Origin of the sequence: Methylobacillus glycogenes JCM 2850, assembly GCF_000617925.1 — a bacterium.
GTDB lineage: Bacteria > Pseudomonadota > Gammaproteobacteria > Burkholderiales > Methylophilaceae > Methylobacillus > Methylobacillus glycogenes.
Genome location: NZ_BAMT01000002.1, coordinates 436,827 through 462,057, shown reverse-complemented (window position 1 = coordinate 462,057; position 25,231 = coordinate 436,827). Strand labels below are relative to the sequence as shown.

Here is a 25,231-nt window from a genome sequence, read left to right as displayed (position 1 = left end):
ATCTATAAAACTTGCAGTAATTCTTTGGTTGCGGGGACAGGATTTGAACCTGTGACCTTCGGGTTATGAGCCGACGAGCTGCCAGACTGCTCCACCCCGCGTCCGATTCGTCGCTTCGTTATGTACGTTGCGTCGAGAGGTGAAACTATAGCAAAGTCTGGAATTTGGTGTCAACGCTTTTCGGAGATTATTTACTGTCCGGATTGAGCAGGAGTGGCTGTTGCAGCCACATTGTCTATAGCAATCAATGTCCTGATCACCAAAACCACACTTTATCTATAGTGGTAGATTTTGCTGCGCAATGAGCACAGACCGCACATAAGCAAGATCCGCCTCGGTATCAACCCCGCTTGCAGGTGCTTTTTGGGTGACTTGGACGCTAATTTTGTAGCCATGCCAGAGTACCCGTAGTTGCTCCAGGGATTCAAACTGTTCAATCGCGGCTGGCTTTAATGCTGCATAGGCATTCAGGAATTGTGCTCTATAAGCATATATGCCTATATGTCTATATATAGGCATGTCATTCGGCACATCTTGGTTGGCAGCAAATGCATCGCGTGGATAAGGGATGGGTGCACGACTGAAATACAAGGCATGGCCTTGATTATCTAATACCACTTTCACTATATTAGGATTCAAGATAGAAGGTGTGTCATGCAAGCTATGGCATGCTGTCGCCATTGAAGCCTCCGGGTGGCTGGCCAGGTTGTTTGCTACATCTTGTATTAATGTAGGTTCAATCAAGGGTTCATCACCCTGCACGTTCACGATAATCGCATCACCAGCCCAGCCGCGCTGTTCTACAACTTCTGCAATCCTATCAGTCCCAGATGCGTGATCTGCACGCGTCATCACCACACTGTAACCATGCTGCTCTACTACATCACTTATACGCTCGTGATCAGTTGCAATTACAACTTCTTCTGCGCCGCTCGCCACCGCCTGCTCGGCCACACGCACCACCATAGGTTTGCCAGCGATATCAAGTAGTGGCTTACCCGGCAGGCGGCTGCTGGCATAGCGTGCAGGAATCACAACTTTGAACGTCACGTTTATACCTCTTCTTCAGCTGCTAGCTTACGCGCCTCATCTTCCAGCATCACCGGAATACCATCCTGAATCTGGAAGGCCAATCTACATGGCTTACATACCAACTCCTGCTCTGCCTTCTTATGTTGCAGTGGCCCTTTGCACACAGGACACACCAGTATTTCCAGCAATTTCGTATCCATCTGTATTACTCCTTATATTGCAAGCTTGCGAGCAGGGTCTGGATTTTATCCATCAGCGCTCTGTCAATTTCCGCACTGATGGGCATAAACCACCAGTCACTCTGGGCAAAAGTCACACACTTGACCGCATCCTTCTCAGTCATGATGACAGGCTCACCTGCTGCAAACTGCAGATCCTGCGGGGTATAAGCGTGATGATCCGGGAACGCATGCGGCACAATGGTGAGTCCAAGCAGTTCGAGCTGATTGAAAAACCGCTGCGGGTGACCAATGCCTGCGACTGCGTGAACACGCTGGCCTTTAAATTCATTGATAAAGTCGGCTATGTCAATTTGCTTAGCTGGCTCCTGCAATAGATGCAGCTTGCCTGGTACAAATTGCATGAGATATGCACCTGCCGCAGGTGCAGCACTATTAAATACTACGGCATCCATTTCGTTAAGCCTGGAGGGCAGTTCACGCAAAGGCCCGGCTGGCAGCAGCTGTCCATTGCCAAACTCGCGCTCGCCATCGACGATGGCGATTTCGATATCTCGCTCTAGTGCGTAATGTTGCAGACCATCATCGGTAATAATGAGATTGCACTGGGGGTATTGTTGCAGCAGGTGTCGGGCGGCACGACTACGTTTACGGCCAACAAACAAGGGCACACCAGTGCGTTGTGCCAATAACGCGGGCTCATCGCCGACCACTTCGGGCAGGCTTTTTTCATCTACTTGTTGAGTGTGCACTACGTCGCCACCATAACCGCGACTCACAATCCCTGGACGCCAACCTTGCTGTTGCAACTGATCGACCAGCCAGATGACGAAGGGTGTCTTGCCTGTTCCGCCAACACTGATATTACCAACCACAATAACTGGCACAGGGAGACGCGTGCTTTTGAATAGGCGTAAACGATATGCCTGCCTACGTAGGCTGGAGAGCAACCAGAACAACCAGGCGAATGGCCGCAGCAATATCTGCCATGGACTGCTTTGATACCACTGGTGCTGTAGCCAGATACTGAGCAGCTGCTTCATGCGTCCAGCCTCCTCAATGATTAGTGAAACTGTTTTTTATAGAGCTTGGCGTAATGGCCTTCAAGCGCCATCAATTCCTCGTGGTTACCGCCTTCTATGATCTGCCCTTGCTCCATGACCAATATGCGGTCCGCATTTTCGATAGTAGACAGTCTATGGGCGATGACGATGGAAGTACGGTTTTGCATCAACTCATCCAGTGCCGCCTGCACATGACGCTCGGACTCAGTATCCAGTGCCGAAGTGGCCTCATCCAACAACAGGATAGGCGCATTCTTCAAGATCGCGCGGGCAATTGCCAGACGTTGACGCTGACCACCAGAGAGGCGAACACCTCTATCACCAATTTCACTCATGAGCCCATTGGGCAGTTGCTGAATGAAATCCCAGGCATGGGCGGCCTTGGCAGCAGCAATCACTTCAGCCTCGCTGGCATTGCGCAGCACGCCATAGGCAATATTATTGAATACGGTATCGTTAAACAAAATCACATCCTGGCTCACCAGGGAGAATTGCTGACGCAAGCTCTTGAGGCTGAGGTCGCGCACATCCACCCCATCCAGCAACACACGTCCTTGTTGCGCTTCATAGAAGCGTGGCAATAGGTTAACCAGTGTGGTCTTGCCGCCGCCAGAGCGTCCAACCAGGGCAATTTTTTCACCCGGCTGCACGCTAAAATTCAAATCCTTGAGCGCTGGGCGCTTGGCGTTGGCATATTGCAGGGTGACATGCTCAAAAGTAATTTCACCCTGAACGCGCGCCAGCTCTTTAGCACCATTGTCATCTTCGGGCGCAGAATCTATCAGCTCAAATACACTCTGAGCCGCAGCCAGGCTGACTTGCAACTCTTCATTAAGGCCAGTCAGGGTTTTGACCGGGGCTATCAACATGAGCAAAGCGCCAATAAATGCCGCAAATTCACCCGCGCTGAACTTACCCACCGCGTAATACACCACCAGCGCCAGCGCCACACCTGCCAGCAACTCCACCACCATGCTGTTCATGCCTGACAATCTGGCCAAGCGTATCTGCATATGACGGTTTTTACCTGCTACCTTGGCAAAGCGTTGGTATTCATAATCACCGCCGCCAAAAATCTTGACCATGCGCTGACCGGAAACCGCTTCTTCTATGACCTGGGTCATCTCACCCATGCTTTGCTGCACAGACTTACCAGAACTACGTAGCTTGGGCGTCATCTTTTTCAGATACCACGCCATGACTGGAGCCACCACGGCGAAGATCAAGGTCAAGCGCCAATCCAGATACAACATGTATGCCACCATACCAATGATGGTCAGCACATCGCGTACCGCGCTCATCGCCACCTTGGTAGAAGCGCCCGCCATCTGCTCGGTATCGTAGGTGAGTTTGGAGGTCACCACCCCGGCAGAAGTGGCATCGAAGAAACTTACAGGCAAGCGCATCAGGCGGCCAAAAGTATCCCGGCGCAAATTCTCAATCACGCGCCGCGACACCCAGCGCATGGTGAAATTGGACACAAAGCCCGCCAATGCCCTGGTGGCCAACAGGCCAAACAACATCAGTGGCAACAGGTGCAGCTTGGTGGAATCCTGGCTGACAAAGCCTCATCGGTGACCATCTTGATGGTAGCGAGGAAGCCGGTATTGGTGGCGGAGAAGATAACCAGCGAGATAACGCTGATGAGGAATACAAACCAGTACTGGATTGCATATTTGAGAAGGCGCAGGTAAAGCTCCTTAGCGCTAGGCGGCTTGGCTAGCGCCTTCTCGGGCACATCATTTGACATTGTTAAAGCTTTTCAGGAATTTAAGAACCAGAACGTGCCTGGGTCGCAAATGTAATTTGGCTGAAGCCAGCCTGGCGTGAAGCTTCCATCACGTTCACCACGGATTGATGACTGCTCTTGGCATCAGCACTAATGATAATGGTGGGATCTTTGCCATCACCCACGGCTTTTTTCAGCGCATCGGCGATACCAGAGACGGAACCATCCGCCACGTCCTTGCTATTGACGACATAATGGCCGGACTCATCGACACCGACATTCACCACCAAAGGTTTATCCTGCGGCGTGTTGGCTTCAGCCGAGGGCAAGTTGATCTGCAACTCGGTGACACGCGAGAAAGTAGCGCTGACCACCAAAAAGATGATGATGACCAGCAGCACGTCTATCAATGGCACGAGATTCATCTCGAGATCTTCGTGCTTTCTGCCTCGTTGGAAATTCATTCCTTGCGCTCGCCGTGAATAATTTCAACCAGTTTCACCGCCTCTTGTTCCATGTCGACGATAAAACCATCGATCTTGCCACGGAAGTAGCGATAGAAAATCATGGCCGGCACCGCAACCACAATACCGCCTGCAGTATTGTAGAGCGCTACCGAGATACCACGGGCGAATTGGGCAACATCATGACCAGTAGCGGTAAAGGCACCGAATAACTCCACCATCCCGATGACGGTACCCAGCAAACCCAGCAAGGGGCTGACTGTGGCAATTGTGCCTAGGGTATTCAAATACTTCTCCAGCTTGTGCGCCACGGCACGACCGGACTCTTCCACGGCTTCCTTCATGACTTCGCGCGGTGCACCCAGGTTTTTCAGGGCGCTGGCAAAGACTTCACCCAGCAAGGAATGTGCTTCAAGTTTGCTCAAGGCATCGGCAGTTACACCAGCACGTCCCTGGCCTAACCATTTTTGCACTTCGGGCAACAAGGTCTTGGGAACAATCTGTTTTTCACGCAAGGCAATCAGGCGTTCGATAATGATGGCAACCGCCACCACAGAAGCGAAAATCAGTGGCCAAATTGGCCAGCCTGCGGCTTTAATAATTTCCCACACAAAATGCTCCTAAGGTGTTCTGTCAAAGTTGTTCTGTAAAGTGGCGTTACTTTATCGTGCGTTGCCAGTTTCAGCAAGGGAAGGCCGCCTAAAGTACTGCCGCACTATCATGCCAATAGCGCTGCTGCTTGCCGCGCCAGCGTGTGATTTGCATATCTTTACCCTGGCTAAACTCCATGATCACAGCCCCATCCCGATCCGAGCGATACGATTGAGCCCCCGCCTGGGTGTAGCGTGCCACCACGTCGGGCCGAGGATGCTTGAAGCGATTGCGATACCCCACCGTAAATACCACTACCTTGGGCCTGACCGCCGCCACAAAGGGTGGCGTAGAAGAGGTTTTGCTGCCGTGATGCGGCGCCAGCAGCACATCAGTTGCCAACTCCCGAGGATATTGCTGCAGCAAATCCATCTCGGCAGAGCGCTCAATATCGCCAGGCAACAGCACACTTCCTGCCGCACTGCGCACCTGTAGCACACAACTACGGTTATTGCTTTTCACTGCGGTAGAAATAGCCCCAGCATTCTCAGGATAAAGCAGCTTGAAACTGACTCCGTCCCAGCGCCAGGCCACTCCTGCCTGACAGTCTCTGTGCTGGATGGCTTGCAATTCTGACTTGAATTTATCCTTGGACAATGAACTCAACACCCAATCGACTTTAATCCCCTTGAGCAAAGATGCCATGCCACCGCTATGATCAAGGTCATCATGACTCACGACCAAGCCATCAACTCGTGAAATGCCCTGGCCTTGCAGATAGGGCAAAATCACCGCACTAGCGGCATCGCTTTCGCTGGAGTATTTAGGGCCAGTGTCGTACACCAAGGTATGGCGCGCGTCTCAATCACAACCGCCTCGCCCTGCCCCACATCCAGCACCGTCAGGCGCATATCGCCTGAATTGGGCCTGGCTGCTGGCAACAACAGCATGGGCAACAAGCCTAGCCAGCCCAGATGCCGCAAAGGGAACCCACGTGGCAACAGCAGGCAGGCCATGCCCAGCATTGCCAGTACAAGCACTCGTAGCGAAGGTGCCGGGCGCTGCCAGAGTGCAAGAGGCCAATCTGCCATCCACGCCAGCAACTGCATGGCCAGTTGCAACATGCCATGTGCCAGCCACAAAGGCCAGTCCAGTGGCAGAAAACTCCCCAGCAAAGCCAGTGGCACCACTAGGAGGCTAAAAAGAGGAATGGCCCAGGCATTGGCAATCGGTGATATCAGGGATACCTGGCGAAATAACAGCATCAGCAAGGGCAGCAAACCCAGCGTCACCGCCCATTGCGTCCGCAAGGCATCACGCCACCACAGCGGCTTTTGCAAACGCCCGCCCATGACATAAGCGATCAAGCCCACTGCGCCAAATGACAACCAGAAGCCGCTTGCCAGCACAGCCCAGGGGTCAAGCACAACCACCACCAGCAAGGCCATGGACAGGGTACGCGCAAAATCGATCTGCCGCCCAGACCAGAACGCCAGCGCAAATATGGCCAACATATATAAGGTACGTTGAGTAGGTACAGAGAACCCGGCGAGTAAGGCGTACAGCAGCGCGGTCAGCACCCCAGCCAGCAATGCTGCCTTTCTGGCGGGACAATACAGCGTCAGTCGCGGCACCCGGCGCCAGATGGCATACACCAAGCCATAGAGCAGTGCCGCCAGCATGGTGATATGCAAGCCGGAAATGCTGACCAGGTGCACAATGCCAGTGGCGCGGAATACCTGCCAATCTTGTTGGCTGACCGCGTCCGCCTCCCCTATGACCAAAGCCTTGATCACCCCGGCGTAGGCCTTACCTTCCAGCACGGTATTGATTCTTTGACTGATATGCTCCCGGGCAATCTCTATCCAATAATGCGGATGATCCACTCTAGCCACCAGCCTGCGCGGCGCAGGTTCAGCACGAATATAGCCTGTAGCGCGGATATTACGCTCCAGCAGCCACAACGCTATATCCATGCCATGCGGGTTAAGGTTGCCATGGGGCCGCTTCAGCCGTACTAGCAATTGCCAGCGCTCGCCAGCGTGGAATGCTGCTGCAGTAGATTGTTGCTGCGGAATTAGGGCACTTGCGCTCTCAGCGTCTGCGGCTGCAAGCTGTGGCGGGGTTTCCTTTGCGTGTAACTGAAAGCCTTGTGAGTAATGCTGTAGCGAGATATGGCTGGGCACCACTGCGCTTGGGGTCAGCACCTGCTCAACATCAAACACATAACGTACACCACGGTCATGCATCACAGGCAGGCTGGAGACCACGCCTATGATTTCAATATCCCTACCCTGCCACTCCGCTGGCAGCACATCCTGCATACGTGCATGGGCAAGCAATAATGCCCAGGCAAACCCGCAGGCAAAACCTAGTAGTATGAGTGCGCCACGTAGCAGCCCACCGACAGTGCGACTAAACCATGCCAGTAGGCAAAATGGCAAGAAACACCAGCCCCAGTCCAGGGCTGGTAAAAGAGAAAACTGTTGAAGAACCCAGGCACCTGCAACAAAAGCCAGTGCAAACCCGGGCATGATAGAGGCCTAATCAGGCAGGATTCAACCTGCCATCCTCCAGCCGGAACTGCCGTTGCATGCGCCCCGCCAGCTCAAGGTCATGCGTCACCACCACCAGGCTTACCTGCTGACTTTGATTCAACTCCAGCAACAGGTCGAATACGCCTTGTGCAGTGTGTCGGTCTAGATTACCCGTGGGTTCATCGGCCAGCACGCAACGCGGCTCAGTCACCAGCGCGCGCGCCACAGCGGCACGTTGGCGCTCACCGCCTGAGAGCTCGCCCGGCATATGTTCTAGCCTGTGGCCCAGGCCAACCTTGACCAGCATTTCCCTGGCTTTTTCCTCAGCTTGCACACGTGACATACGGCGTATCATCAGCGGCAAGGCAACGTTTTCCAGTGCGGTAAACTCGGGCAGCAAATGGTGGAACTGATAGACAAAACCCAGCGCCTGATTGCGCAAAGCCCCGCGCTGAGCTTCATTGAGACTCGCCAGCGACTTACCCATTACCTCCACCTCACCCGCGCTGGGCGTATCCAGCCCGCCCATCAGGTGCAACAAAGTGCTTTTACCTGAGCCCGAAGTGCCAACAATCGCCACCTGTTCGCCCTGCTCAACTTGCAGGCTGATGCCGTTAAGCACCGAAACATCGAGGCCAGGATAGGCTTTCTGCAAATTACTGCAGGATAGTATGGGGGTATTACTCATAGCGCAGCGCCTCCGCCGGGTTAATCCTGGCCGCACGCCAGCTTGGATATAAAGTAGCCAGCAAGCTCAGTACAAAGGACAGCACCACTATCACCGCAACATCAGACCACAGTAACTTCGAAGGCAAGTCACTTATATAGTAGACATCCTTGGCAAGGAATTGCACGCCCAGAACGCGCTCGATAAAAGGCACGATAGTGTCAATATTGAGCGCAATCAGCACACCAAAGAAGGCACCCACCACCGTCCCTATCACCCCTATCAGCGCACCCTGCACAATGAAAATCTGCATGATGCTGCGCGGCTGGCGCCAAAGGTACGCATGATGGCAATATCGGCACGCTTGTCAGTCACCGCCATCACCAGGGTTGAGACAATATTGAATGCTGCCACCGCTACTATCAGCGCCAGGATGATAAACATCACGCGCTTTTCCATTTGGATAGCGCGGAAGAAATTGGCATGCTGCTGCGTCCAATCGGTGATGTAATAATTGCCCACCCCCATCAGCCTAGCACCCAGTTCCCTGGCCACATTAGGGGCACCAAACAAATCATCCAGCTTGAGCCTGACGCCTGAGATGCCATCGCCCATGCGGTACAGCTTGGCGGCATCCTGCATATGGATCAGCGCCAGGCCAGCATCGTATTCATACATGCCAATCTCGAACAAGCCCACCACGCGGAACTGCTTGATGCGCGGCACCACCCCAGTAGGCGTGAACTGACCCTGTGGTGCCATTAGCACGACTTTGTCGCCCAGACTCACACCCAGGGACTGCGCCAGCTCGCTACCCAACACTATGCCAAATTCGCCAGGCTGCAGGCTCGTCAGCTTGCCTGCGCGCATATGGCTACCCAGTTCCGCGACTTTATCCTCAGCGTCTGGCAATACACCACGGATGATGGTGCCCTGCACCGCCTGACCAAAGGACAACATGCCCTGCGCCATGATATACGGCGCACTGGCTTGCACATGCGGAGCTCCTTCTACGGCCTGCTCAAGACGCTGCCAGTCTTCCAGCACATTGTTGGGGCCTGTGATCTGCAAATGAGAAGCCACGCCCAATATGCGGTTGCGTAATTCGTCCTGAAATCCATTCATGACCGATAGCACGACAATCAGCGCGGCCACACCCAGCCCTATGCCTATCATGCTGGTCATGGAAATAAAGGAAATAAAATGATTGCGTCTTTTGGCACGCGTATAGCGCAAGCCTACAAAGAGCTCGTACGGAAGTTGGGAGAAAATTGCCATGGCGCATTCTAGCTTGAATGCAGGCGACAGGCATAAAAAAACCCTTCCATCAGAGGAAGGGTTTTTCTGGCGCTTTAAGACTGAAGTCTTAGAAGCGGATGGTGTCAGCGCGGCGGCGACGGGCCAGCAGTGCAATCAAGCCCATACCGAGGATCAGCATGCCATAGGTAGCTGGCTCAGGTACTGCAGCGATAGGGGTGAATACCACCAGATCCTGGTACTTGCTGTTCTTGAGGATGGTCAAGCTGTAGTCACCAGTGTTGGCAACGCTGCTGTCGTTTACGCCAGCCAACCAAGTCTTAGCCAGGTTGATCGCAGCCAGGGAGCTAGGATCATCAACAGTCACGTATTTGTGGAAACCAAAGTGACCAATGATAGGAACCCACTGCTTGACAGTTGTCGTGGTGTTGTCAGCCTGGAAGTAACCCTTGTCCAGATCCAGACCCTTCTTGGTTTCTGTCACTATTTCCCAGATAGCCACTTGGAAAGCAGCAGAGGAGATCGCATCATCAACCAGAGAGTAGTACTTGTTAGCTAGGTTGGTCAGGTTACTAGTGATAGCGCTGCTGAAGGAAGATTCGGTGTAAGTGTTGTACTTACCCAGTGGCGCCAGGCTTTGTGTAATTTCCACACAGAAAGCAGCGAAGGACTCACCGTTCAACCAAACACCTTCGTAGGCACCAGCCTTAACAGTGCTGGAAGAGTTTTTCCACTCAATATTAACCTTGATAGGATTGTCGTATTCAAAACCAACAATCTTGGCCTTTTCGCCAGTATTCACTGGTGTTGCCAGAGCAGTTGTGCTCAGAACAGACATACCAACCAGTAATGCACCTGCAAACGTCCCCTTGAAATTCAACATCATGATTCCTTTCTTGATTTAATATTGCCGGTGCCTATTCAGCGGCTACCGGTGCAAAAGCCTGCTTATGATTGCTACTCAAACTTGCGTTTCCACATCTAGTGCGATTTCACCATCTTTATCTTCGTGCTCAACCGCTTGCTTCAACTAGGCTTCACTCGCAACTTGTGGCAACTACAGCTACTTCACGGTAAAACCTGGACCAATTCAGCAGTGCCTGGATTGGTTTGTCTTCAAGCTGAGGCGGAGTATAGGCGCGGTTTTATTTTTTGCATTTAGTCCGCACGTACTAATTAGTGCCTTCGGACTAATTAGTCTAAACAGACTATTTCCTTATGCCGCCGTAGCATTTTTCCAATCTGTAGCCATTCGGCATAAGCCAGTCCCGGCCTGCTTTGCCGAGCGTTTAGCCTCCAAACAAAAAGCCCCCATTTCAGCCATCACGTCTGCTAGAATGAGGGTTATGTTTACTGGCATCATTCAGGCCCAAGGCCATATCAAGTCCATCTCCGAGCATGACGGAGATGCCCGTCTTCTTATTAATACTGGCAATCTCGATCTCGCAGATGTCGCCATTGGCGACAGCATTGCGGTCAATGGCGTTTGCCTAACCGCGGTGGAGTTGGGTGAAGACACCTTCTCTGCCGATGTTTCGCGCGAGACGCTGTCCTGTACCGTAGGCCTGGATAGCTTGCGCACTGTTAATCTGGAAAAGGCCTTGCGACTTTCAGATAGACTGGGCGGGCATCTGGTCAGCGGCCATGTAGATGGCGTAGGCCAGGTCATACGCTTTGAGCCTGTAGGTGAAAGCATGTTGCTGATGGTGCGTGCGCCACATGAGTTGTCACGCTACATTGCGATTAAAGGCTCCATCACCATTGATGCGTCAGCCTCACCGTCAACCATGTTGATCAGGATGACTTCAGCGTCAACCTGATTCCGCATACCGTAGAAGTCACCACGCTGAAACAGCTGGGCGTAGGCAGCCGCGTTAATCTTGAGGTAGACCTGATTGCCCGTTATGTAGACCGCATGACACAGTGGAGCAACACTGGCGACCTCGCCTAAGGCGTAGTGGTCTTATCCAGCCCTTCCAACCCCATTACCAATCAATTTAAAGCTAGCTAGCCAACACCATGATCAGCCCGACCATAGAAATCATTGAAGAAATGCGCCAGGGGCGCATGGTTATCCTGGTAGATGAAGAAGACCGGGAAAATGAGGCGATATTGTGCTCGCCGCGCAGTTCACCACGGCAGAACATATCAACTTCATGGCCAAGCATGGCCGTGGTCTGATCTGCCTCACCCTGACTGAGGAGCGCTGCAAGCAACTCAATCTGCCTGCATGGTGCAAAAAAATGGCAGTGGCATGGGCACTAACTTTACCGTTTCGATTGAAGCCGCCACTGGCGTCACCACCGGCATTTCTGCCGCTGATCGCGCCCGCACCATACAAGCTGCCGTTGCCCCGCATGCCAAGCCTAGCGACATCGTCAGCCCTGGCCATATATTCCCGGTGGCCGCCCAAAATGGTGGCGTGCTGGTACGTGCGGGCCATACCGAAGCGGGGTGTGATCTGGCAGCATTGGCTGGCTTAACCCCAGCCTCGGTCATTTGTGAAATTCTCAAAGAAGACGGCAGCATGGCGCGTCTGCCAGACTTGATTGAATTTGCCCGCCAGCATGAATTGAAGATAGGCACGATTGCCGACCTGATTCAGTATCGCAACGAGAATGAATGCCTGGTCAAGCGTGCGGCCGAACGCGAAGTGCAAACCCCTTACGGCCCCATGCGCCTGATTGCCTATGCCGACATGATTGCCAACCAAACGCACTTGGCATTGGTCAAGGGCGAAATTCATGCAGAAAAGGAAGTGCTGGTGCGCGTGCATGAGCCGCTTTCGGTGTTTGACCTTATTGACGAGAGCAGTCGCTCACACTCATGGAACACATTGCAGGCCATGAAGAAAATCCATGAGTCTGAATCCGGCGTCGTGGTATTACTCAACAATGGTGAAGATGCCACCGACTTGGTGGAACGTATCAAATTTGCCGATGAACCCGTGCGCATTCGCCAAGACCTGCGCAACTACGGCATAGGCTCACAAATCCTGCTTGATCTCGGCGTCAAGAAAATGAAGCTGCTGGCAGCCCCTCGCAAGATGCCCAGCATTGTCGGCTTTGGCCTGGAAATCACCGGCTACGTCGATACACCCTAGCCCTGGCCCGCAACTCAGCGATGGGCGGCTATTGATGCTTCATCACATGTCGCCCGCTGATATGTTGCAACGTTCTGTGAGATAATCCCCAGCGTGGAAAACGTCAATCTTACCGGGCAGTTTCTTGTGGCCATGCCAGCCATGACTGACCCTTACTTTGCCAAATCGGTCACTTTCGTCTGCGAGCACAATGCGGATGGCGCCATGGGCGTCATCATCAACCGTCCTATCGAGATGAAGCTCAAGACCCTGTTCAAGCAACTCAAACTGCAAGCCGCCAAGGAAGAAACCGGGGACAGCCCGGTGCATTTTGGTGGGCCAGTGCAGATTGACCGAGGTTTTGTACTGCATCAGCCTATACACGACTGGAATTCCAGCCTGGTCATAGGCGAGGACATCGCGCTAACCACCTCCAAGGACATTCTGGAAGCCATGGCCAATGGCACTGGCCCTGATCATGCCCTGATTACCCTGGGTTATGCTGGCTGGGGTGCTGGACAACTTGAGCAGGAGATAGGTCAAAATGCCTGGCTCACGGTAGAGGCAGACCGGGAAGCGCGCGACCAGCTGCTGTTCGGCCTGCCTCATGCAGAAAAAGTAGAAGCGGCCATGCGTTTGCTAGGCTTGGATTTCGCCAGATTTGCCGAGGAAGCCGGGCATGCCTGACCCCCTGCGCCAAGTGCCGAACCAGGGCTGCGTGCTCGGGTTCGACTTTGGCGAAAGAAGAATAGGGGTGGCAATAGGCGAAACTCTGCTAGGCATTGCCCACCCACTGACTACCATAGATAGTGAAGCCAATAGCCAGCGTTTTGAATTGATCTCAGCCTTGATCACGGAATGGCAACCCGTGATGCTGGTAGTGGGTTTGCCCAGCTACCTCAATGGCGAAGAACACGCACTCAGCCTGTTATGTCGAAAATTTGCACGTCGTCTGGAGGGTCGTTTCAGCCTGCCTGTGACTTTGGTCGATGAAAGACTCAGCTCAGCGGAAGCCAGCCAATCGCTGAGAGAATCCGGCGTCACTGGCCGCAAGCAAAAACCCATGCTGGATCAGGTCGCGGCGCAAGTAATTCTGCAATCCTATTTTGATGGATACGCTTTATGACAATCAATCAGCAGTTACCGCAGGCAGAAGATCTGCTTACCATCCTGGCTGACAAACTCGCAGCCCATATCAAACCCAATACCGCCATCGTTGGCATACACAGCGGCGGGGCCTGGATTGCAGAGCGCCTGTTGCCGCAGTTGCAGCAAACACACCCAGAGGCCGACCTGCAACTTGGCATACTGGACAGCTCGTTTTATCGCGATGATTACAACCAGCGCGGACTGCATGCCGATACCCGTCCCTCGCAGATTCCCTTTGATGTCGAAAACCGCCATATCATCCTGCTGGATGATGTGTTCTACACTGGCCGCACCATACGTGCCGCATGAATGAGTTATTCGACTATGGGCGGCCTGCCAGTATTACCCTGGCAGTCCTGGTCAATCGTGGCGGGCGCGAACTGCCTATCTGCCCGCAAGTCACTGCGCTGGAGCTGGATATTCCCGCCCAGCAGAAACTGCAACTCTCCCGCGATGCCACGCGTCGCCTGCAATTCACCCTGGAAGACCATGCCTGATGCATAACCCCCAACTGACCAAAGACGGCAAGCTCAAGCACCTGCTCAGCACCGAAGGCTTGCCACGGGCCATCCTCAACCAGATTCTCGATACCGCGGAATCCTTTGTCGGCGTGGCTGAACGTGAAGTAAAGAAAGTGCCGTTGCTACGCGGCAAGACCGTGTGCAATATCTTTTTTGAAAACAGTACCCGTACCCGTACCACGTTCGAGATTGCAGCCAAGCGCCTGTCAGCCGATGTCATCAACCTCAATGTCAGCACCTCATCCCAATCCAAGGGCGAGACCATACTCGACACCGTGGACAATCTCACTGCCATGCATGCCGATATGTTTGTGGTGCGCCATGCTGAGTCTGGTGCCGCCCACTTTATTGCGCGCCATGTGGCGCCGCACATTCATGTGATCAATGCCGGGGATGGCCGCCATGCGCACCCAACCCAGGGTCTACTGGATGTATTCACCATCCGTAGATACAAACCGGATATGCATAACCTGCGTGTGGCCCTGGTCGGTGATGTACTGCATTCGCGCGTGGCACGCTCAGAAATTCATGCACTGACCACGCTAGGTGTACCCGAGGTGCGTGTCATCGCCCCCAAGACCTTGTTGCCCAAAGATGTAGATAAGCTGGGGGTGCAGGTTTATCACGACATGAATGCAGGCCTTAAGGATGTAGATGTGGTGATGATGCTGAGGCTACAGAATGAGCGCATGACAGGCGCCTTGCTGCCCAGCGCGCAGGAATACTTCAAGTGCTATGGCCTGACCCCGGAAAAACTCGCCCTGGCGCGACCGGATGCCATCGTCATGCACCCCGGCCCCATGAATCGCGGCGTGGAAATTGATTCCGCCGTCGCCGATGGCAAGCAATCGGTGATCTTGCCGCAAGTCACCTACGGCATCGCGGTACGCATGGCCGTCATGAGCATACTCGCAGGAAACCCTGAATGAAGATTCATATCAAGCAAGGCCGGGTCATAGACCCCAAGCACAATATCGACATGGTCACCGACCTCTATATCGCCGCAGGCAAAATCGCCGCGATAGGCGAGGCACCTGACACTTTCAATGCCAACCAAGTCATAGATGCACGTGGGCTAGTGGTGTGCCCAGGCCTGGTGGATGTCTCGGCACGCTTGCGCGAGCCAGGCAATGAATATAAAGCCACGCTGGAAAGTGAAATGCTGGCCGCAGTGGCGGGTGGCATCACCAGCCTGGCCTGCCCACCCGATACCGACCCGGTGCTGGATGAACCCGGCTTGGTGGAAATGCTCAAGCACAGGGCCAAGCAATTGCACCTGTCCCATGTTTATCCATTGGGCGCACTGACGCGCCAATTGGCGGGCAAGCAGCTCACTGAAATGAGCGAATTGACCGAGGCTGGCTGTGTAGGCTTTGCCCAGGCCGACAAGGCCATCATAGACACCCAAGTGCTGTGGCGCGCCATGCAATACGCCGCCACGTTTGGCTACACCGTCTGGCTGCGTCCGGAAGAGCCTTTCCTTGCCGCTGGCGGCGTGGCCCATGATGGTGAAATCTCTGCCAGGCTGGGCCTCAAGGGCATCCCGGTAGCAGCCGAGACCCTGGCACTTTCCACAATTTTGCATATTGCGCGTGAGACGGGTGCCAAAGTCCACCTGTGCCGTCTATCCAGCGCAGAAGCGGTGGACATGGTGCGCGAGGCCAAGCAAAAAGGCTTGCAGATCAGTTGTGATGTCAGCATCAATCATCTGCACCTGACCGAGCACGACATTGCGTACTTCGACAGCAATTGCCATTTGCGCCCGCCGCTACGCAGCCAGCGTGACCGTGATGGCTTAAGGCAAGGCTTGGCTGACGGCACCATTGATTTGGCCTGCTCAGACCACACGCCTATGGATGACGATGCCAAGCTCACACCATTTGGTGAATCAGAAGCTGGGGCCACGGGGCTGGAGTTGCTGCTGCCGCTGATTCTGAAGTGGGCTGCAGAAATGAAACTGCCGCTGAGCACAGCGCTTGAGCGCATCACCAGCGCACCTGCGAAGAGCCTGGGCATTAGCCATGGCCAACTGGCAGTGGGCGCAGTGGCCGATATCTGCATCTTCGACCCCGAGCAGTACTGGAAGGTAGAAGCCAGCAATCTATTAAGCCAGGGCAAGAACACGCCTTTTGACGGGCTAGAACTGGCTGGCAAAGTGCGCTATAGCCTGGTCAGCGGGCAGATTGCCTACAGCGCAAGCTGAGCCCAAGCCTACATCACCAAATCAATATGTCTTTGATTGGCCACGCCAGCTAAGCCTGGCGTGGCCAATCTTCTTAGCGCGCCGGGAACAAGCTCTTGTTCACCACCGCATGCACGCCCCAATTGCCATCCACCACCTGGGTAATGCCAAAATCCACGGCAATAGACATCAATGACACCGCTTCATCCTCACTGAGCTGCTGGGTATGCATGAGGAAGTGGCGCATCTTGCGGAAAGCATCCTTGAGTGCCAAATCCAGCGAAGATTTACTGAAGATACTGTTCTGGGCCTCAGCCCCCAGTTCGGCCAGATAGTTGGCGTAGCTAAAGCCATGCAGCACCCATTCATCCTTGGTTTCCAGCAGCGGGTATTGCAGGTTTTCAAGTGAGCTTCCCGCCAGGTCGGCCTGCTTGTGCAGAATAAACTGGAAAGTCCCGGTTAATGAGCACTCAATGGCCGTACCGCACATTTCCGAATCCCCCTGCGAAGCATGGGGATCGCCCACCGAGAATAATCCGCCATCCACAGAAACCGGGTAATACATGGTGGCGCCCTTGCCTATGCGCCAGTTATCTATATTGCCCCCGGTATAGCTGGGTGGGATGGAGTTGACCAGATCCGCCTCTTTGGGTGCCAGGCCCATGGTGCCAAAATGCGGACGCACCGGGATACGGATATTCTTCAGCACATCGTAATTTTTGCTGATGGTGCTGTGGTCTACGGGTACACCAGGGTAATCGATAATCGGATGGACAATGCCAAAGGGATCGGTCTGCGGCGTCCAGCGGTAGTTGTAGTGCGCGCGTGCCCAGTTGCGGCCACCACTGACATCCATCTCATAGATGGTCACCACCTCGCGCTTCTTGGGCTCTTCCATCAGCTCGCCATAGTGAAAGCCCCAATTGGCTGCCGCATTAGAGCCAAAGGCCTTGCCCTTGTGCTCAGGGCTTGCGCTGGGGCGCAAGCTGACATCCACAATGCGCACCTCCAGCACATCGCCAGGCTTGGCACCCTTGATGGCGATAGGCCCGGTACAGATATGTACCCCCATGCCGCCACCTGCGCCCAGCTTGTGGTCCATGGGGCCCATGCCACGGCGGTTTACACCCTTGCGCTTGCTATCCCAGTAAAACACGCTCTCGGCCCCGGCATCGCCTTTGACCATCAGCGAGGCATCGTCATTGGCATGATGGGTCAGCGTTTCTATAGTGGCAAAATCGCCGGATTCCAGCTCTACCAGAGGTTTTAATGATTTGCTGAAATAGCCCCAGTGCACGGTTTTATCACTGGCTGGCACGTAGTAATGCGTGGCGCGGCCTGAGCCTGCGCCAGTCTTGGGCGGGCTAGCCGTAGCGCCCAGGGCACTGGAGCTGATACCCAAACTGGCAACCGAGGCCAGCACGCCACCAGCGGTAATATCGCGCATAAACTCGCGCCGCCCTTGCTTGAACTCTTCCTGGATTTCCGGCTGATCGCCGCTGTGATGATGACAACCTGGCTGGCATACATGATCCTGCATTGCATTGCTCCCTTGAAGTGAAATGGTTCAAGGGTTTAAAAGCAACATAGGGGCCAAGCGGATATGAGGGCCAATAGCGCGTCAGACTGAGCTCTGGCCCTGCAGTAGCCCTTGAGCAAGCACCAACACAGGGCCACCTGCACCAAGCAGGTACAGGCTGATGAGCAAAGCTACTGCTTTGGAGCCTGCTTGCGCAGCTTGAGTGGATTGCGCGCATTGGCACGCTGGCGCATCTTGATATTGAGCATTTCAACCGTGACCGAGAAAGCCATGGCAAAGTAGATATAGCCCTTGGGCACATGCACATCAAAGCCTTCTATCATCAAGGTCACCCCCACCAGAATCAGGAAGGACAAGGCCAATATCTTGATGGTGGGATGCGCATCGACAAAGTCGCCTATGGATTTGGCAGCAAACAGCATCACACCGACCGCGAGAATAATGGCGATTGCCATGATGGCCACATGATCGGCCAGCCCCACCGCTGTAATCACCGAATCAAGCGAAAAGACGATATCAAGCACAGCAATCTGCGCCAGCACCATGCCCATGCTGGTGACCACAGGGTTGGACTCATCATGGCCCTCGCCGCCTTCCAGGCTGTTATGGATTTCATGAGTCGCCTTGGCCAGCAGGAACAGGCCACCGCCAATCAGTATCAGGTCACGTCCGGACACTTCAAACCCAGCAATTTCAAACCAGGGTCGGGTCAGGCCCATGACCCAGGAAATTGAGAACAGCAGACCAAGCCGCGCCAGCATAGCCAGACTCAAACCCAACCGCCGTGCGGTGGCACGTTGTTTTTCCGGCAGACGGCCAACCAGGATGGAGATAAAGATGATGTTATCGATGCCCAGCACGATTTCGAGGGCAGTCAGGGTTGCCAGAGCAATCCAAGCTTCAGGGTTGGCCAACCATTCAAACATTTTTGGCTTTCAGTAATGTCGCGAGAGGATGGCTATTGTGCCAGCGCTTCAGGATAGAACCAAGGTTTAAAGGCATCCAGCGTCATGGCTGTCAGCTTTAATACATTTGAAACTAGACAATACCCAGATTATCCAGCCCGGCGGACAAGTCCCTGTCCTTGGCATCCTTGCCTTCCAGTTTGATCCTGAGCCTGAGATCGTTGACGGAATCGGCATTGCGCAGCGCATCTTCATAAGAGATGAGATCACTCTCATGCAGATCAAACAAGGATTGGTCAAAAGTCTGCATGCCAAGTTCGCGTGATTTGCTGATGATTTCCTTGATCTCATGCACATCGCCCTTGAAGATGAGGTCTGAGATCAAGGGCGAGTTGAGCATAATCTCCATGGCGGCAATACGGCCAGCACCACTGCGTCGCGGTATCAGGCGCTGCGAGACAAACGCCTGCACATTGAGTGAAAGATCCATCAGCAGCTGATGTCTGCGCTCCTCGGGGAAGAAGTTGATGATGCGATCCAGGGCCTGGTTGGTACTGTTGGCATGCAGCGTAGCCATGCATAAATGCCCAGTTTCGGCAAAGGCAATCGCGTAATCCATGGTCTCACGGTCACGGATTTCGCCGATCAGAATCACATCCGGCGCTTGGCGCAAGGTGTTTTTCAATGCGGCCTGCCAATTGTCAGTATCTACACCAACCTCGCGCTGGGTAATGATGCAGTTCTTGTGTTCATGCACAAACTCTATCGGGTCTTCTATGGTGATGATGTGACCGTAGCTATGCTCATTGCGATAACCCACCATGGAAGCCAGCGAGGTGGATTTACCGGAGCCTGTACCACCGACAAAAATCACCAAGCCGCGCTTGGCCTGGGCCACCTGCTGCAATATAGGCGGCAAGCCCAGTTCTTCAAATTTGGGGATATGCGTACTAATAGTACGAAACACTAGGCCCACACTGCCGCGTTGCACAAAGGCATTCACGCGGAAACGTGCAACGCCAGGCATGCCAATGGCAAAGTTGCATTCATGACTGGCATCAAATTCAGCAGCCTGTTTGTCGTTCATGATGGCACGCGCAATCTCGCGCGCCTGTTGTGGCGACAATGCCTGGGCTGTCACTGGCGTCATGCGCCCATCTATCTTCATCGCGGGCGGAAAGCCAGCCGTGACGAAAAGATCGGACGCCTTCTTGCTCAGCATCAACCGCAACAGGTCGAATACAAATTTTTCTGCTTGCCCCTGATCCATCCTGTTTCCCAATGATTTGTTTTAGCAACCAATTAGACACATAAAGGTGTCGGTCGCTGATTTGTTCTGCATTAACCGCCGAAACTATCTTTGTTAGCAGCTTTGCCCCTGGCTTCATTCACCGAGATCACATTGCGCTTCACCAGATCTTGCAGGTTTTGATCCAACGTCTGCATGCCGACGTTTTGCCCGGTCTGAATCGCCGAGTACATTTGGGCAATCTTGTTTTCGCGGATCAGGTTACGAATCGCTGGCGTGCCTATCATGACTTCATGCGCAGCCACGCGACCCTGCTCATCCTTGGTCTTGCATAGCGTTTGCGATATCACCGCGCGCAGGGATTCCGACAACATGGAGCGCACCATTTCCTTTTCAGCTGCCGGGAACACATCGACGATACGGTCTATGGTCTTGGCCGCTGAACTGGTGTGCAGGGTACCAAACACCAAATGGCCAGTTTCTGCCGCCGAAAGCGCCAGACGTATGGTTTCCAAATCACGCATTTCGCCTACCAGAATCACATCCGGGTCTTCACGCAGTGCTGAGCGTAGCGCATTGGAGAAGGACAAAGTATGCGGGCCTACCTCGCGCTGGTTAATCAGGCACTTTTTGGAGGTATGTACAAATTCAATCGGGTCTTCCACCGTGAGGATATGACCAAACTCGTTCTCGTTGATGAAATCTATCATCGCCGCCAGCGTGGTGGATTTACCCGAACCCGTAGGGCCAGTCACCAACACAATACCGCGCGGATTTTGTGCAATCTCACGGAATATAGGCGGACAGCCTAGTTGCTCCATAGTCAGCACTTTGGAAGGAATGGTACGGAATACCGCACCTGCACCACGATTCTGATTAAAGGCATTAACCCGGAAGCGCGCCAGGTTGGGAATTTCAAACGAGAAGTCACACTCCAGGGTTTCTTCATAGACCTTACGCTGGGCATCATTCATGATGTCGTACACCATGCCGTGTACCGCGCTATGATCCAGCGGTGGCACGTTGATCTTGCGCACATCCCCGTGCACACGAATCAAGGGCGGCATGCCAGCGGAAAGATGCAAGTCCGAGGCTTTGTTCTTGACCGAGAATGCCAGTAGATCGGAAATATCCAAGAGGGACTCCTATTATAATTTTTGATGCCAGGTTTGAAGCTAACTTTGATTATAATTTGACCCGCATTCCAGGCTGGCGCTGACCCAGCCAGTTTGGTAACAAGTACGAATGAATCATCAAGGTTGGCTGAATCAAAAGGATGAGCGGATTATGAACACAATTGGCGAGCGCTGGCAAGCCATCATGGCGCAGATCGCCGCCGCTGAAGCCCAGGCTGGACGCGCACCAGATGCGGTTACTCTGCTTGCGGTCAGCAAGGCGCACCCTGCGCAAAGCATACGCAGCGCCTATGCCTTGGGACAGCAGCATTTTGGTGAGAACTACTTACAGGAAGCCCTGCAAAAACAGCAGGAGCTGCATGACCTAGCCATTACCTGGCATTTCATAGGGCCGATACAAAGCAACAAAACCCAGCCCATCGCCACCCACTTTGATTGGGTGCATGGCATAGACCGCAGCAAGATAGCAGACAGGCTCAATGCCGCGCGGCCAGAAGACGCACCAGCGCTGCAAGTCTGCATACAGCTCAATATCAGTGACGAAAGCAGCAAAAGTGGGGTCAACGCAGAAGAAGCCCTGGCACTGGCCCAGCATATCGCCACCCTGCCACGCTTGCGTTTACGCGGCCTGATGGCCATCCCTGCCCCCACGGCAGACCCGTTACAACAACGCGCCCAATTTCATGCGGTGCGCCAGGTGTTTGAGCAATTACAGGGGCAGGGCCATGCTGTGGACACCCTATCCATGGGCATGTCGGAAGATTTTCCCGCAGCCATCCAAGAGGGTGCGACAATAGTCCGAGTAGGCTCAGCGATTTTTGGGGCGCGCACATACCCTAAGGATTCTGCAAGCAGCACTTGATGATTGATGGCTTTTTAGTCTCAGTTTGACACCCCCATTCCAGCATTTTGATAGAGCAGGCATTATGAAGATCAGTTTTATTGGCGGCGGCAATATGGCCAGCGCCATCATCAGCGGACTTAAGCAAAAGGGTTTTGACACTGGCAATATCAGCGTAGTGGAACTGGATGCCAGCAAGCGTGAAGCGCTGACCCAGGAGTTTGGCGTACAAACCACCGAGCATTTGCCTAGCGTGGTCAATGCCGATGTCGTCGTGCTGGCGGTCAAGCCGCAGCAACTGCGTGATATCGCCATCTTCCTCGCCAGCTTCCTCAAGCAGCAGTTGGTGATTTCAATTGCCGCGGGCATCAGTTGCGCCGCGCTGCAACGCTGGCTCAATGGTTACAACGCGATTGTGCGCGTGATGCCTAACACCCCAGCACAGATTCAGGCCGGAGTTTCCGGCCTTTATGCCGCTGCCGGAGTGAGCCTGGAGCAGCGTGAACAAGCCGACCAACTGCTGGCAGCGGCTGGCAGCACGCTATGGTAGATGATGAAAGTAAGATAGACCTGGTCACGGCCATTTCCGGCAGTGGCCCAGCTTATGTGTTCTACTTTATAGAAGCCTTGGAACAGGCCGGGCTGGAGCTCGGTCTCAGCGCTGAGCAAGCTCGTACGCTCAGTCTGCAGACTTTTCTTGGTGCCAGCCAACTTGCCAGCCAGGTTGAAACCCCGGCCGCAACCTTGCGCGCCCAGGTGACCTCTAAGGGTGGCACCACCGAGCGCGCCCTGCTTTCGCTGGAACAGGATGGCATCAAGCCCGCCATTATCCGTGCAGCACGCGCTGCGGCTGAGCGTGCGCGTGAACTGGGCGAGCAACTTGGCAAGGATTGAAGCTACTCAACATGATGACAACCACCCTGGCCTTACCCTGGAGTTTGCATGATCACTAATGCCTTACAGTTTCTGCTGCATACCATATTCGACTTGTTCACCCTGGCATTGCTGCTGCGTTTTTACCTGCAATTAACCCGCGCGCCCTTCCAAAACCCGGTGTCACAAGCCGTAGTCGCACTGACCAACTTTGCGGTGAAGCCAGTACGCCGCGTGGTGCCTGGCATTGCTGGTATCGATACCAGCACGCTGTTGCTGGCATTGCTGACAAGTTTTCTTTTGGAAAGCCTGTCCAGATGGCTCAACAATTACCCACTGCTGGTGGCTGATAACGTGATCTGGCTCGCCCTGCTTGGCCTGGCTTTTGTCGGCCTGCTCAAGCTTAGTATCACTATTTTCCTTTACGCCGTGCTGATACAAGCCATTCTGAGCTGGATTAACCCGCACACCGTCATTACACCAGTGCTGGATGCGCTCACCCGGCCGCTGCTGCAGCCATTGCGCAATCGCATCCCCAGTGCGGGTGGCTTTGATCTGTCGCCCTTGTTTGTTTTGATTGCTGCTCAACTGTTGATCATTCTGATGATTACCCCGCTTGAGCAACAACTGCTGCGCTTTTTCTAAGCAGGAACAAGGAATAGCAGACAATAAAAAATCGGCCAAGGCCGATTTTTTATTGTCTGTAGGGGACTGAACACAGGCACTATTCATCTAGCGTAAATTCGTTGCCTTACTTCATCACCGCCGCAGGGCTCACATTAAAACAATGTCATAAGTTTCCTGCGGATAATGGGTTTCCGCCTGTAAGGATATAGGCTTGCCAATAAAGTCGGAGAGATTAGCCAAACTCTGCGACTCTTCATCCAGCAACAGGTCTATCACCTTGGGAGCCGCAAGGATACGGAACTCACGCGCAGTGAACTGCCTAGCATTGCGTAACAATTCGCGGAAAATCTCATAACACACCGTTTGCGCGGTCTTCACTTCACCACGCCCCTTGCAGGTAGGGCAGGCTTCGCACAATAAATGCGCCAGGCTTTCGCGGGTACGCTTGCGTGTCATTTCCACCAGGCCCAGCGTGGAGAAGCCATTAACGCCAGTACGCGCCCGGTCTCTGACCACAGCCTTCTTCAGCTCAGACAGCACTGCATCGCGCTGCTCTTCTTCATCCATATCGATGAAATCAATAATGATGATGCCGCCGAGATTACGTACGCGCAGTTGCCGCGCAATACATTGCGCCGCTTCTAGATTGGTTTTGAAGATGGTATCCGACAGGCTACGGCCACTGACAAAACCACCGGTATTGACATCAACAGTAGTGAGCGCCTCAGTCTGGTCAAAAATCAGGTAACCACCTGACTTGAGCTCGACCTTGCGCGACATGGCTTTGGTAATTTCCTGCTCGACATTGAACATATCAAACAAAGGACGCTCGCCCTGGTAATGCTCCAGGTGCTTCACGGCACCGACGGCATAGTGACTAGCAAAGTCCATCAGCTTTTGATAGGCCTCGCGTGAATCAATCAGGATGCGATCCGTATCTTCATTCACCACATCGCGCAGCACGCGCATGGAAAGATCAAGATCCTGGAACACTAGGGAGCGATCAGCCGCGCCTTTACTGGCAGTCTGAATGTTGCTCCAGACCTTTTGCAGATAATCGATATCGGCCAGCAATTCTTCATCGGTCGCCGCTTCAGACATGGTACGTATGATGTAACCGCCCTGGCGATTTTCTGGCAATAGCCGAATCAGGCGCTCACGTAGTTGTTCCCGCTCGGCTTCATCTTCTATACGCTGGGATACACCAATATGCTGCTGCTGTGGCAAGTAAACCAGGAAACGACCAGCAATACTGATTTGTGTGGTGAGACGCGCACCTTTGGTGCCTATGGGCTCCTTGATGACCTGCACCATGAGCGGCTGGCCTTCGTGCAGGACCTCTTGTATGGATTTTTCCTTGTCCGGGCTACAACACTCCAGGATATCCGCGACATGCAGGAAAGCGGCGCGTTGCAAGCCTATTTCAACAAAGGCGGACTGCATACCAGGTAGCACCCGGCAGACCTTGCCTCTATAGATATTGCCGACCAGCCCTAGGGAGGTCGCACGTTCTACATGAAGCTCCTGCAATACGCCCTGCTCTATGATGGCTACACGGGTTTCCTGCGGCGTTACATTGATCAGAATTTCTTCGCTCATATCACCA

21 protein-coding genes, 1 tRNA gene and 6 pseudogenes are annotated in these 25,231 nt (G+C 53.8%); 11 read left to right on the top strand and 17 right to left on the bottom strand.

The genetic code is table 11. The annotated features are described in order from the left end of the window. Window positions 1-25: 25 nt before the first annotated feature. From JCM2850_RS06060 to JCM2850_RS06010, 12 genes and pseudogenes are all read right to left on the bottom strand, one after another. Window positions 26-101: transfer RNA gene (locus JCM2850_RS06060), tRNA-Met, on the bottom strand. Between the two features lie 175 nt (window positions 102-276). After that, window positions 277-1,050: a 3-deoxy-manno-octulosonate cytidylyltransferase gene (gene kdsB / locus JCM2850_RS06055; RefSeq protein ID WP_025870505.1), complete on the bottom strand. Its 774-nt coding sequence runs from the start codon at window positions 1,048-1,050 to the stop codon at window positions 277-279. A 2-nt stretch (window positions 1,051-1,052) separates the two neighbouring features. Beyond that, window positions 1,053-1,232, bottom strand: a complete 180-nt coding sequence (locus tag JCM2850_RS06050) for a Trm112 family protein (RefSeq protein ID WP_025870503.1) — start codon at window positions 1,230-1,232, stop codon at window positions 1,053-1,055. A 5-nt stretch (window positions 1,233-1,237) separates the two neighbouring features. Further along, window positions 1,238-2,254 carry a tetraacyldisaccharide 4'-kinase gene (gene lpxK, locus JCM2850_RS06045; protein WP_025870501.1) on the bottom strand — a complete coding sequence of 339 codons (1,017 nt, stop codon included), beginning with the start codon at window positions 2,252-2,254 and terminating at the stop codon, window positions 1,238-1,240. Between the two features lie 20 nt (window positions 2,255-2,274). Beyond that, a pseudogene (gene msbA / locus JCM2850_RS17505) lies at window positions 2,275-4,025 on the bottom strand (lipid A export permease/ATP-binding protein MsbA). Window positions 4,026-4,045: 20 nt separating this feature from the next. Next, complete coding sequence (locus JCM2850_RS06035) at window positions 4,046-4,468, bottom strand: ExbD/TolR family protein (protein WP_025870499.1); 423 nt, start codon at window positions 4,466-4,468, stop codon at window positions 4,046-4,048. Then, on the bottom strand, window positions 4,465-5,079 hold the full coding sequence (locus JCM2850_RS06030; protein ID WP_025870497.1) for a MotA/TolQ/ExbB proton channel family protein: 615 nt from the start codon (window positions 5,077-5,079) through the stop codon (window positions 4,465-4,467). The genes JCM2850_RS06035 and JCM2850_RS06030 overlap by 4 nt, the downstream gene beginning before the upstream one ends. Before the next feature lie 88 nt (window positions 5,080-5,167). After that, the gene (locus JCM2850_RS22505) at window positions 5,168-5,902 is read right to left on the bottom strand and encodes a ComEC/Rec2 family competence protein (protein WP_234406124.1); all 735 of its coding nucleotides are present in this window, start codon (window positions 5,900-5,902) and stop codon (window positions 5,168-5,170) included. Next, the gene (locus JCM2850_RS17500; RefSeq protein WP_234406116.1) at window positions 5,848-7,593 is read right to left on the bottom strand and encodes a ComEC/Rec2 family competence protein; all 1,746 of its coding nucleotides are present in this window, start codon (window positions 7,591-7,593) and stop codon (window positions 5,848-5,850) included. Before JCM2850_RS17500 ends, JCM2850_RS22505 begins: the two co-directional genes overlap by 55 nt. A gap of 13 nt (window positions 7,594-7,606) precedes the next feature. Further along, on the bottom strand, window positions 7,607-8,284 hold the full coding sequence (gene lolD, locus JCM2850_RS06020) for a lipoprotein-releasing ABC transporter ATP-binding protein LolD (RefSeq protein WP_025870494.1): 678 nt from the start codon (window positions 8,282-8,284) through the stop codon (window positions 7,607-7,609). After that, window positions 8,277-9,541 (bottom strand): annotated as a pseudogene (locus JCM2850_RS17495) (lipoprotein-releasing ABC transporter permease subunit). The gene lolD and the pseudogene JCM2850_RS17495 overlap by 8 nt, the downstream one beginning before the upstream one ends. An 88-nt stretch (window positions 9,542-9,629) precedes the next feature. Beyond that, the gene (locus JCM2850_RS06010) at window positions 9,630-10,406 is read right to left on the bottom strand and encodes a PEP-CTERM sorting domain-containing protein (protein WP_081774968.1); all 777 of its coding nucleotides are present in this window, start codon (window positions 10,404-10,406) and stop codon (window positions 9,630-9,632) included. 460 nt (window positions 10,407-10,866) lie between these two features. Here JCM2850_RS06010 and JCM2850_RS17490 point away from each other — a divergent pair. The 8 genes and pseudogenes from JCM2850_RS17490 (at window position 10,867) to JCM2850_RS05975 (ending at window position 16,475) form a co-directional block, all read left to right on the top strand. Next, window positions 10,867-11,471, top strand: a pseudogene (locus JCM2850_RS17490) (riboflavin synthase). A 68-nt stretch (window positions 11,472-11,539) separates the two neighbouring features. After that, window positions 11,540-12,068, top strand: a pseudogene (gene ribB / locus JCM2850_RS23845) (3,4-dihydroxy-2-butanone-4-phosphate synthase); the annotation flags it as partial. Then, window positions 12,048-12,623 (top strand): bifunctional 3,4-dihydroxy-2-butanone-4-phosphate synthase/GTP cyclohydrolase II, encoded by a 576-nt coding sequence (locus tag JCM2850_RS23840; RefSeq protein WP_369384843.1) that lies wholly within the window; start codon window positions 12,048-12,050, stop codon window positions 12,621-12,623. The pseudogene ribB and the gene JCM2850_RS23840, both read left to right, overlap by 21 nt. A gap of 93 nt (window positions 12,624-12,716) precedes the next feature. Further along, window positions 12,717-13,289: a YqgE/AlgH family protein gene (locus tag JCM2850_RS05995; protein WP_025870489.1), complete on the top strand. Its 573-nt coding sequence runs from the start codon at window positions 12,717-12,719 to the stop codon at window positions 13,287-13,289. Next, window positions 13,282-13,728 carry a Holliday junction resolvase RuvX gene (gene ruvX / locus JCM2850_RS05990; RefSeq protein ID WP_025870487.1) on the top strand — a complete coding sequence of 149 codons (447 nt, stop codon included), beginning with the start codon at window positions 13,282-13,284 and terminating at the stop codon, window positions 13,726-13,728. Before JCM2850_RS05995 ends, ruvX begins: the two co-directional genes overlap by 8 nt. Next, window positions 13,725-14,248 (top strand): annotated as a pseudogene (pyrR, locus tag JCM2850_RS17480) (bifunctional pyr operon transcriptional regulator/uracil phosphoribosyltransferase PyrR). Before ruvX ends, pyrR begins: the two are co-directional and overlap by 4 nt. Next, complete coding sequence (locus JCM2850_RS05980) at window positions 14,248-15,201, top strand: aspartate carbamoyltransferase catalytic subunit (protein ID WP_025870485.1); 954 nt, start codon at window positions 14,248-14,250, stop codon at window positions 15,199-15,201. Before pyrR ends, JCM2850_RS05980 begins: the two are co-directional and overlap by 1 nt. Further along, complete coding sequence (locus JCM2850_RS05975; RefSeq protein ID WP_025870484.1) at window positions 15,198-16,475, top strand: dihydroorotase; 1,278 nt, start codon at window positions 15,198-15,200, stop codon at window positions 16,473-16,475. Before JCM2850_RS05980 ends, JCM2850_RS05975 begins: the two co-directional genes overlap by 4 nt. A gap of 73 nt (window positions 16,476-16,548) precedes the next feature. Here JCM2850_RS05975 and JCM2850_RS05970 read toward each other — a convergent pair whose 3' ends face one another. The 4 genes from JCM2850_RS05970 to JCM2850_RS05950 form a co-directional block, all read right to left on the bottom strand. Continuing rightward, the gene (locus JCM2850_RS05970; RefSeq protein WP_025870483.1) at window positions 16,549-17,994 is read right to left on the bottom strand and encodes an acetamidase/formamidase family protein; all 1,446 of its coding nucleotides are present in this window, start codon (window positions 17,992-17,994) and stop codon (window positions 16,549-16,551) included. 170 nt (window positions 17,995-18,164) lie between these two features. Then, entirely contained in the window at window positions 18,165-18,920 is a 756-nt protein-coding gene (locus tag JCM2850_RS05960) for a TerC family protein (RefSeq protein WP_025870482.1), read from the bottom strand. A 112-nt stretch (window positions 18,921-19,032) separates the two neighbouring features. Next, complete coding sequence (locus JCM2850_RS05955) at window positions 19,033-20,169, bottom strand: PilT/PilU family type 4a pilus ATPase (protein WP_025870480.1); 1,137 nt, start codon at window positions 20,167-20,169, stop codon at window positions 19,033-19,035. Window positions 20,170-20,240: 71 nt separating this feature from the next. Next, window positions 20,241-21,284 carry a type IV pilus twitching motility protein PilT gene (locus JCM2850_RS05950; protein ID WP_025870478.1) on the bottom strand — a complete coding sequence of 348 codons (1,044 nt, stop codon included), beginning with the start codon at window positions 21,282-21,284 and terminating at the stop codon, window positions 20,241-20,243. A 151-nt stretch (window positions 21,285-21,435) separates the two neighbouring features. Here JCM2850_RS05950 and JCM2850_RS05945 point away from each other — a divergent pair, with 151 nt between their 5' ends. From JCM2850_RS05945 to JCM2850_RS05935, 3 genes and pseudogenes are all read left to right on the top strand, one after another. Further along, window positions 21,436-22,146: a YggS family pyridoxal phosphate-dependent enzyme gene (locus JCM2850_RS05945; protein WP_025870476.1), complete on the top strand. Its 711-nt coding sequence runs from the start codon at window positions 21,436-21,438 to the stop codon at window positions 22,144-22,146. Window positions 22,147-22,210: 64 nt separating this feature from the next. Then, window positions 22,211-23,019 (top strand): annotated as a pseudogene (gene proC, locus JCM2850_RS17475) (pyrroline-5-carboxylate reductase). Window positions 23,020-23,067: 48 nt separating this feature from the next. Next, window positions 23,068-23,643 (top strand): YggT family protein, encoded by a 576-nt coding sequence (locus JCM2850_RS05935; RefSeq protein WP_025870474.1) that lies wholly within the window; start codon window positions 23,068-23,070, stop codon window positions 23,641-23,643. 129 nt (window positions 23,644-23,772) lie between these two features. On the opposite strand, the gene rng is transcribed toward JCM2850_RS05935, so the two are convergent. Beyond that, window positions 23,773-25,224 (bottom strand): ribonuclease G, encoded by a 1,452-nt coding sequence (gene rng / locus JCM2850_RS05930; RefSeq protein ID WP_025870473.1) that lies wholly within the window; start codon window positions 25,222-25,224, stop codon window positions 23,773-23,775. Between the last annotated feature and the right edge of the window lie 7 nt (window positions 25,225-25,231).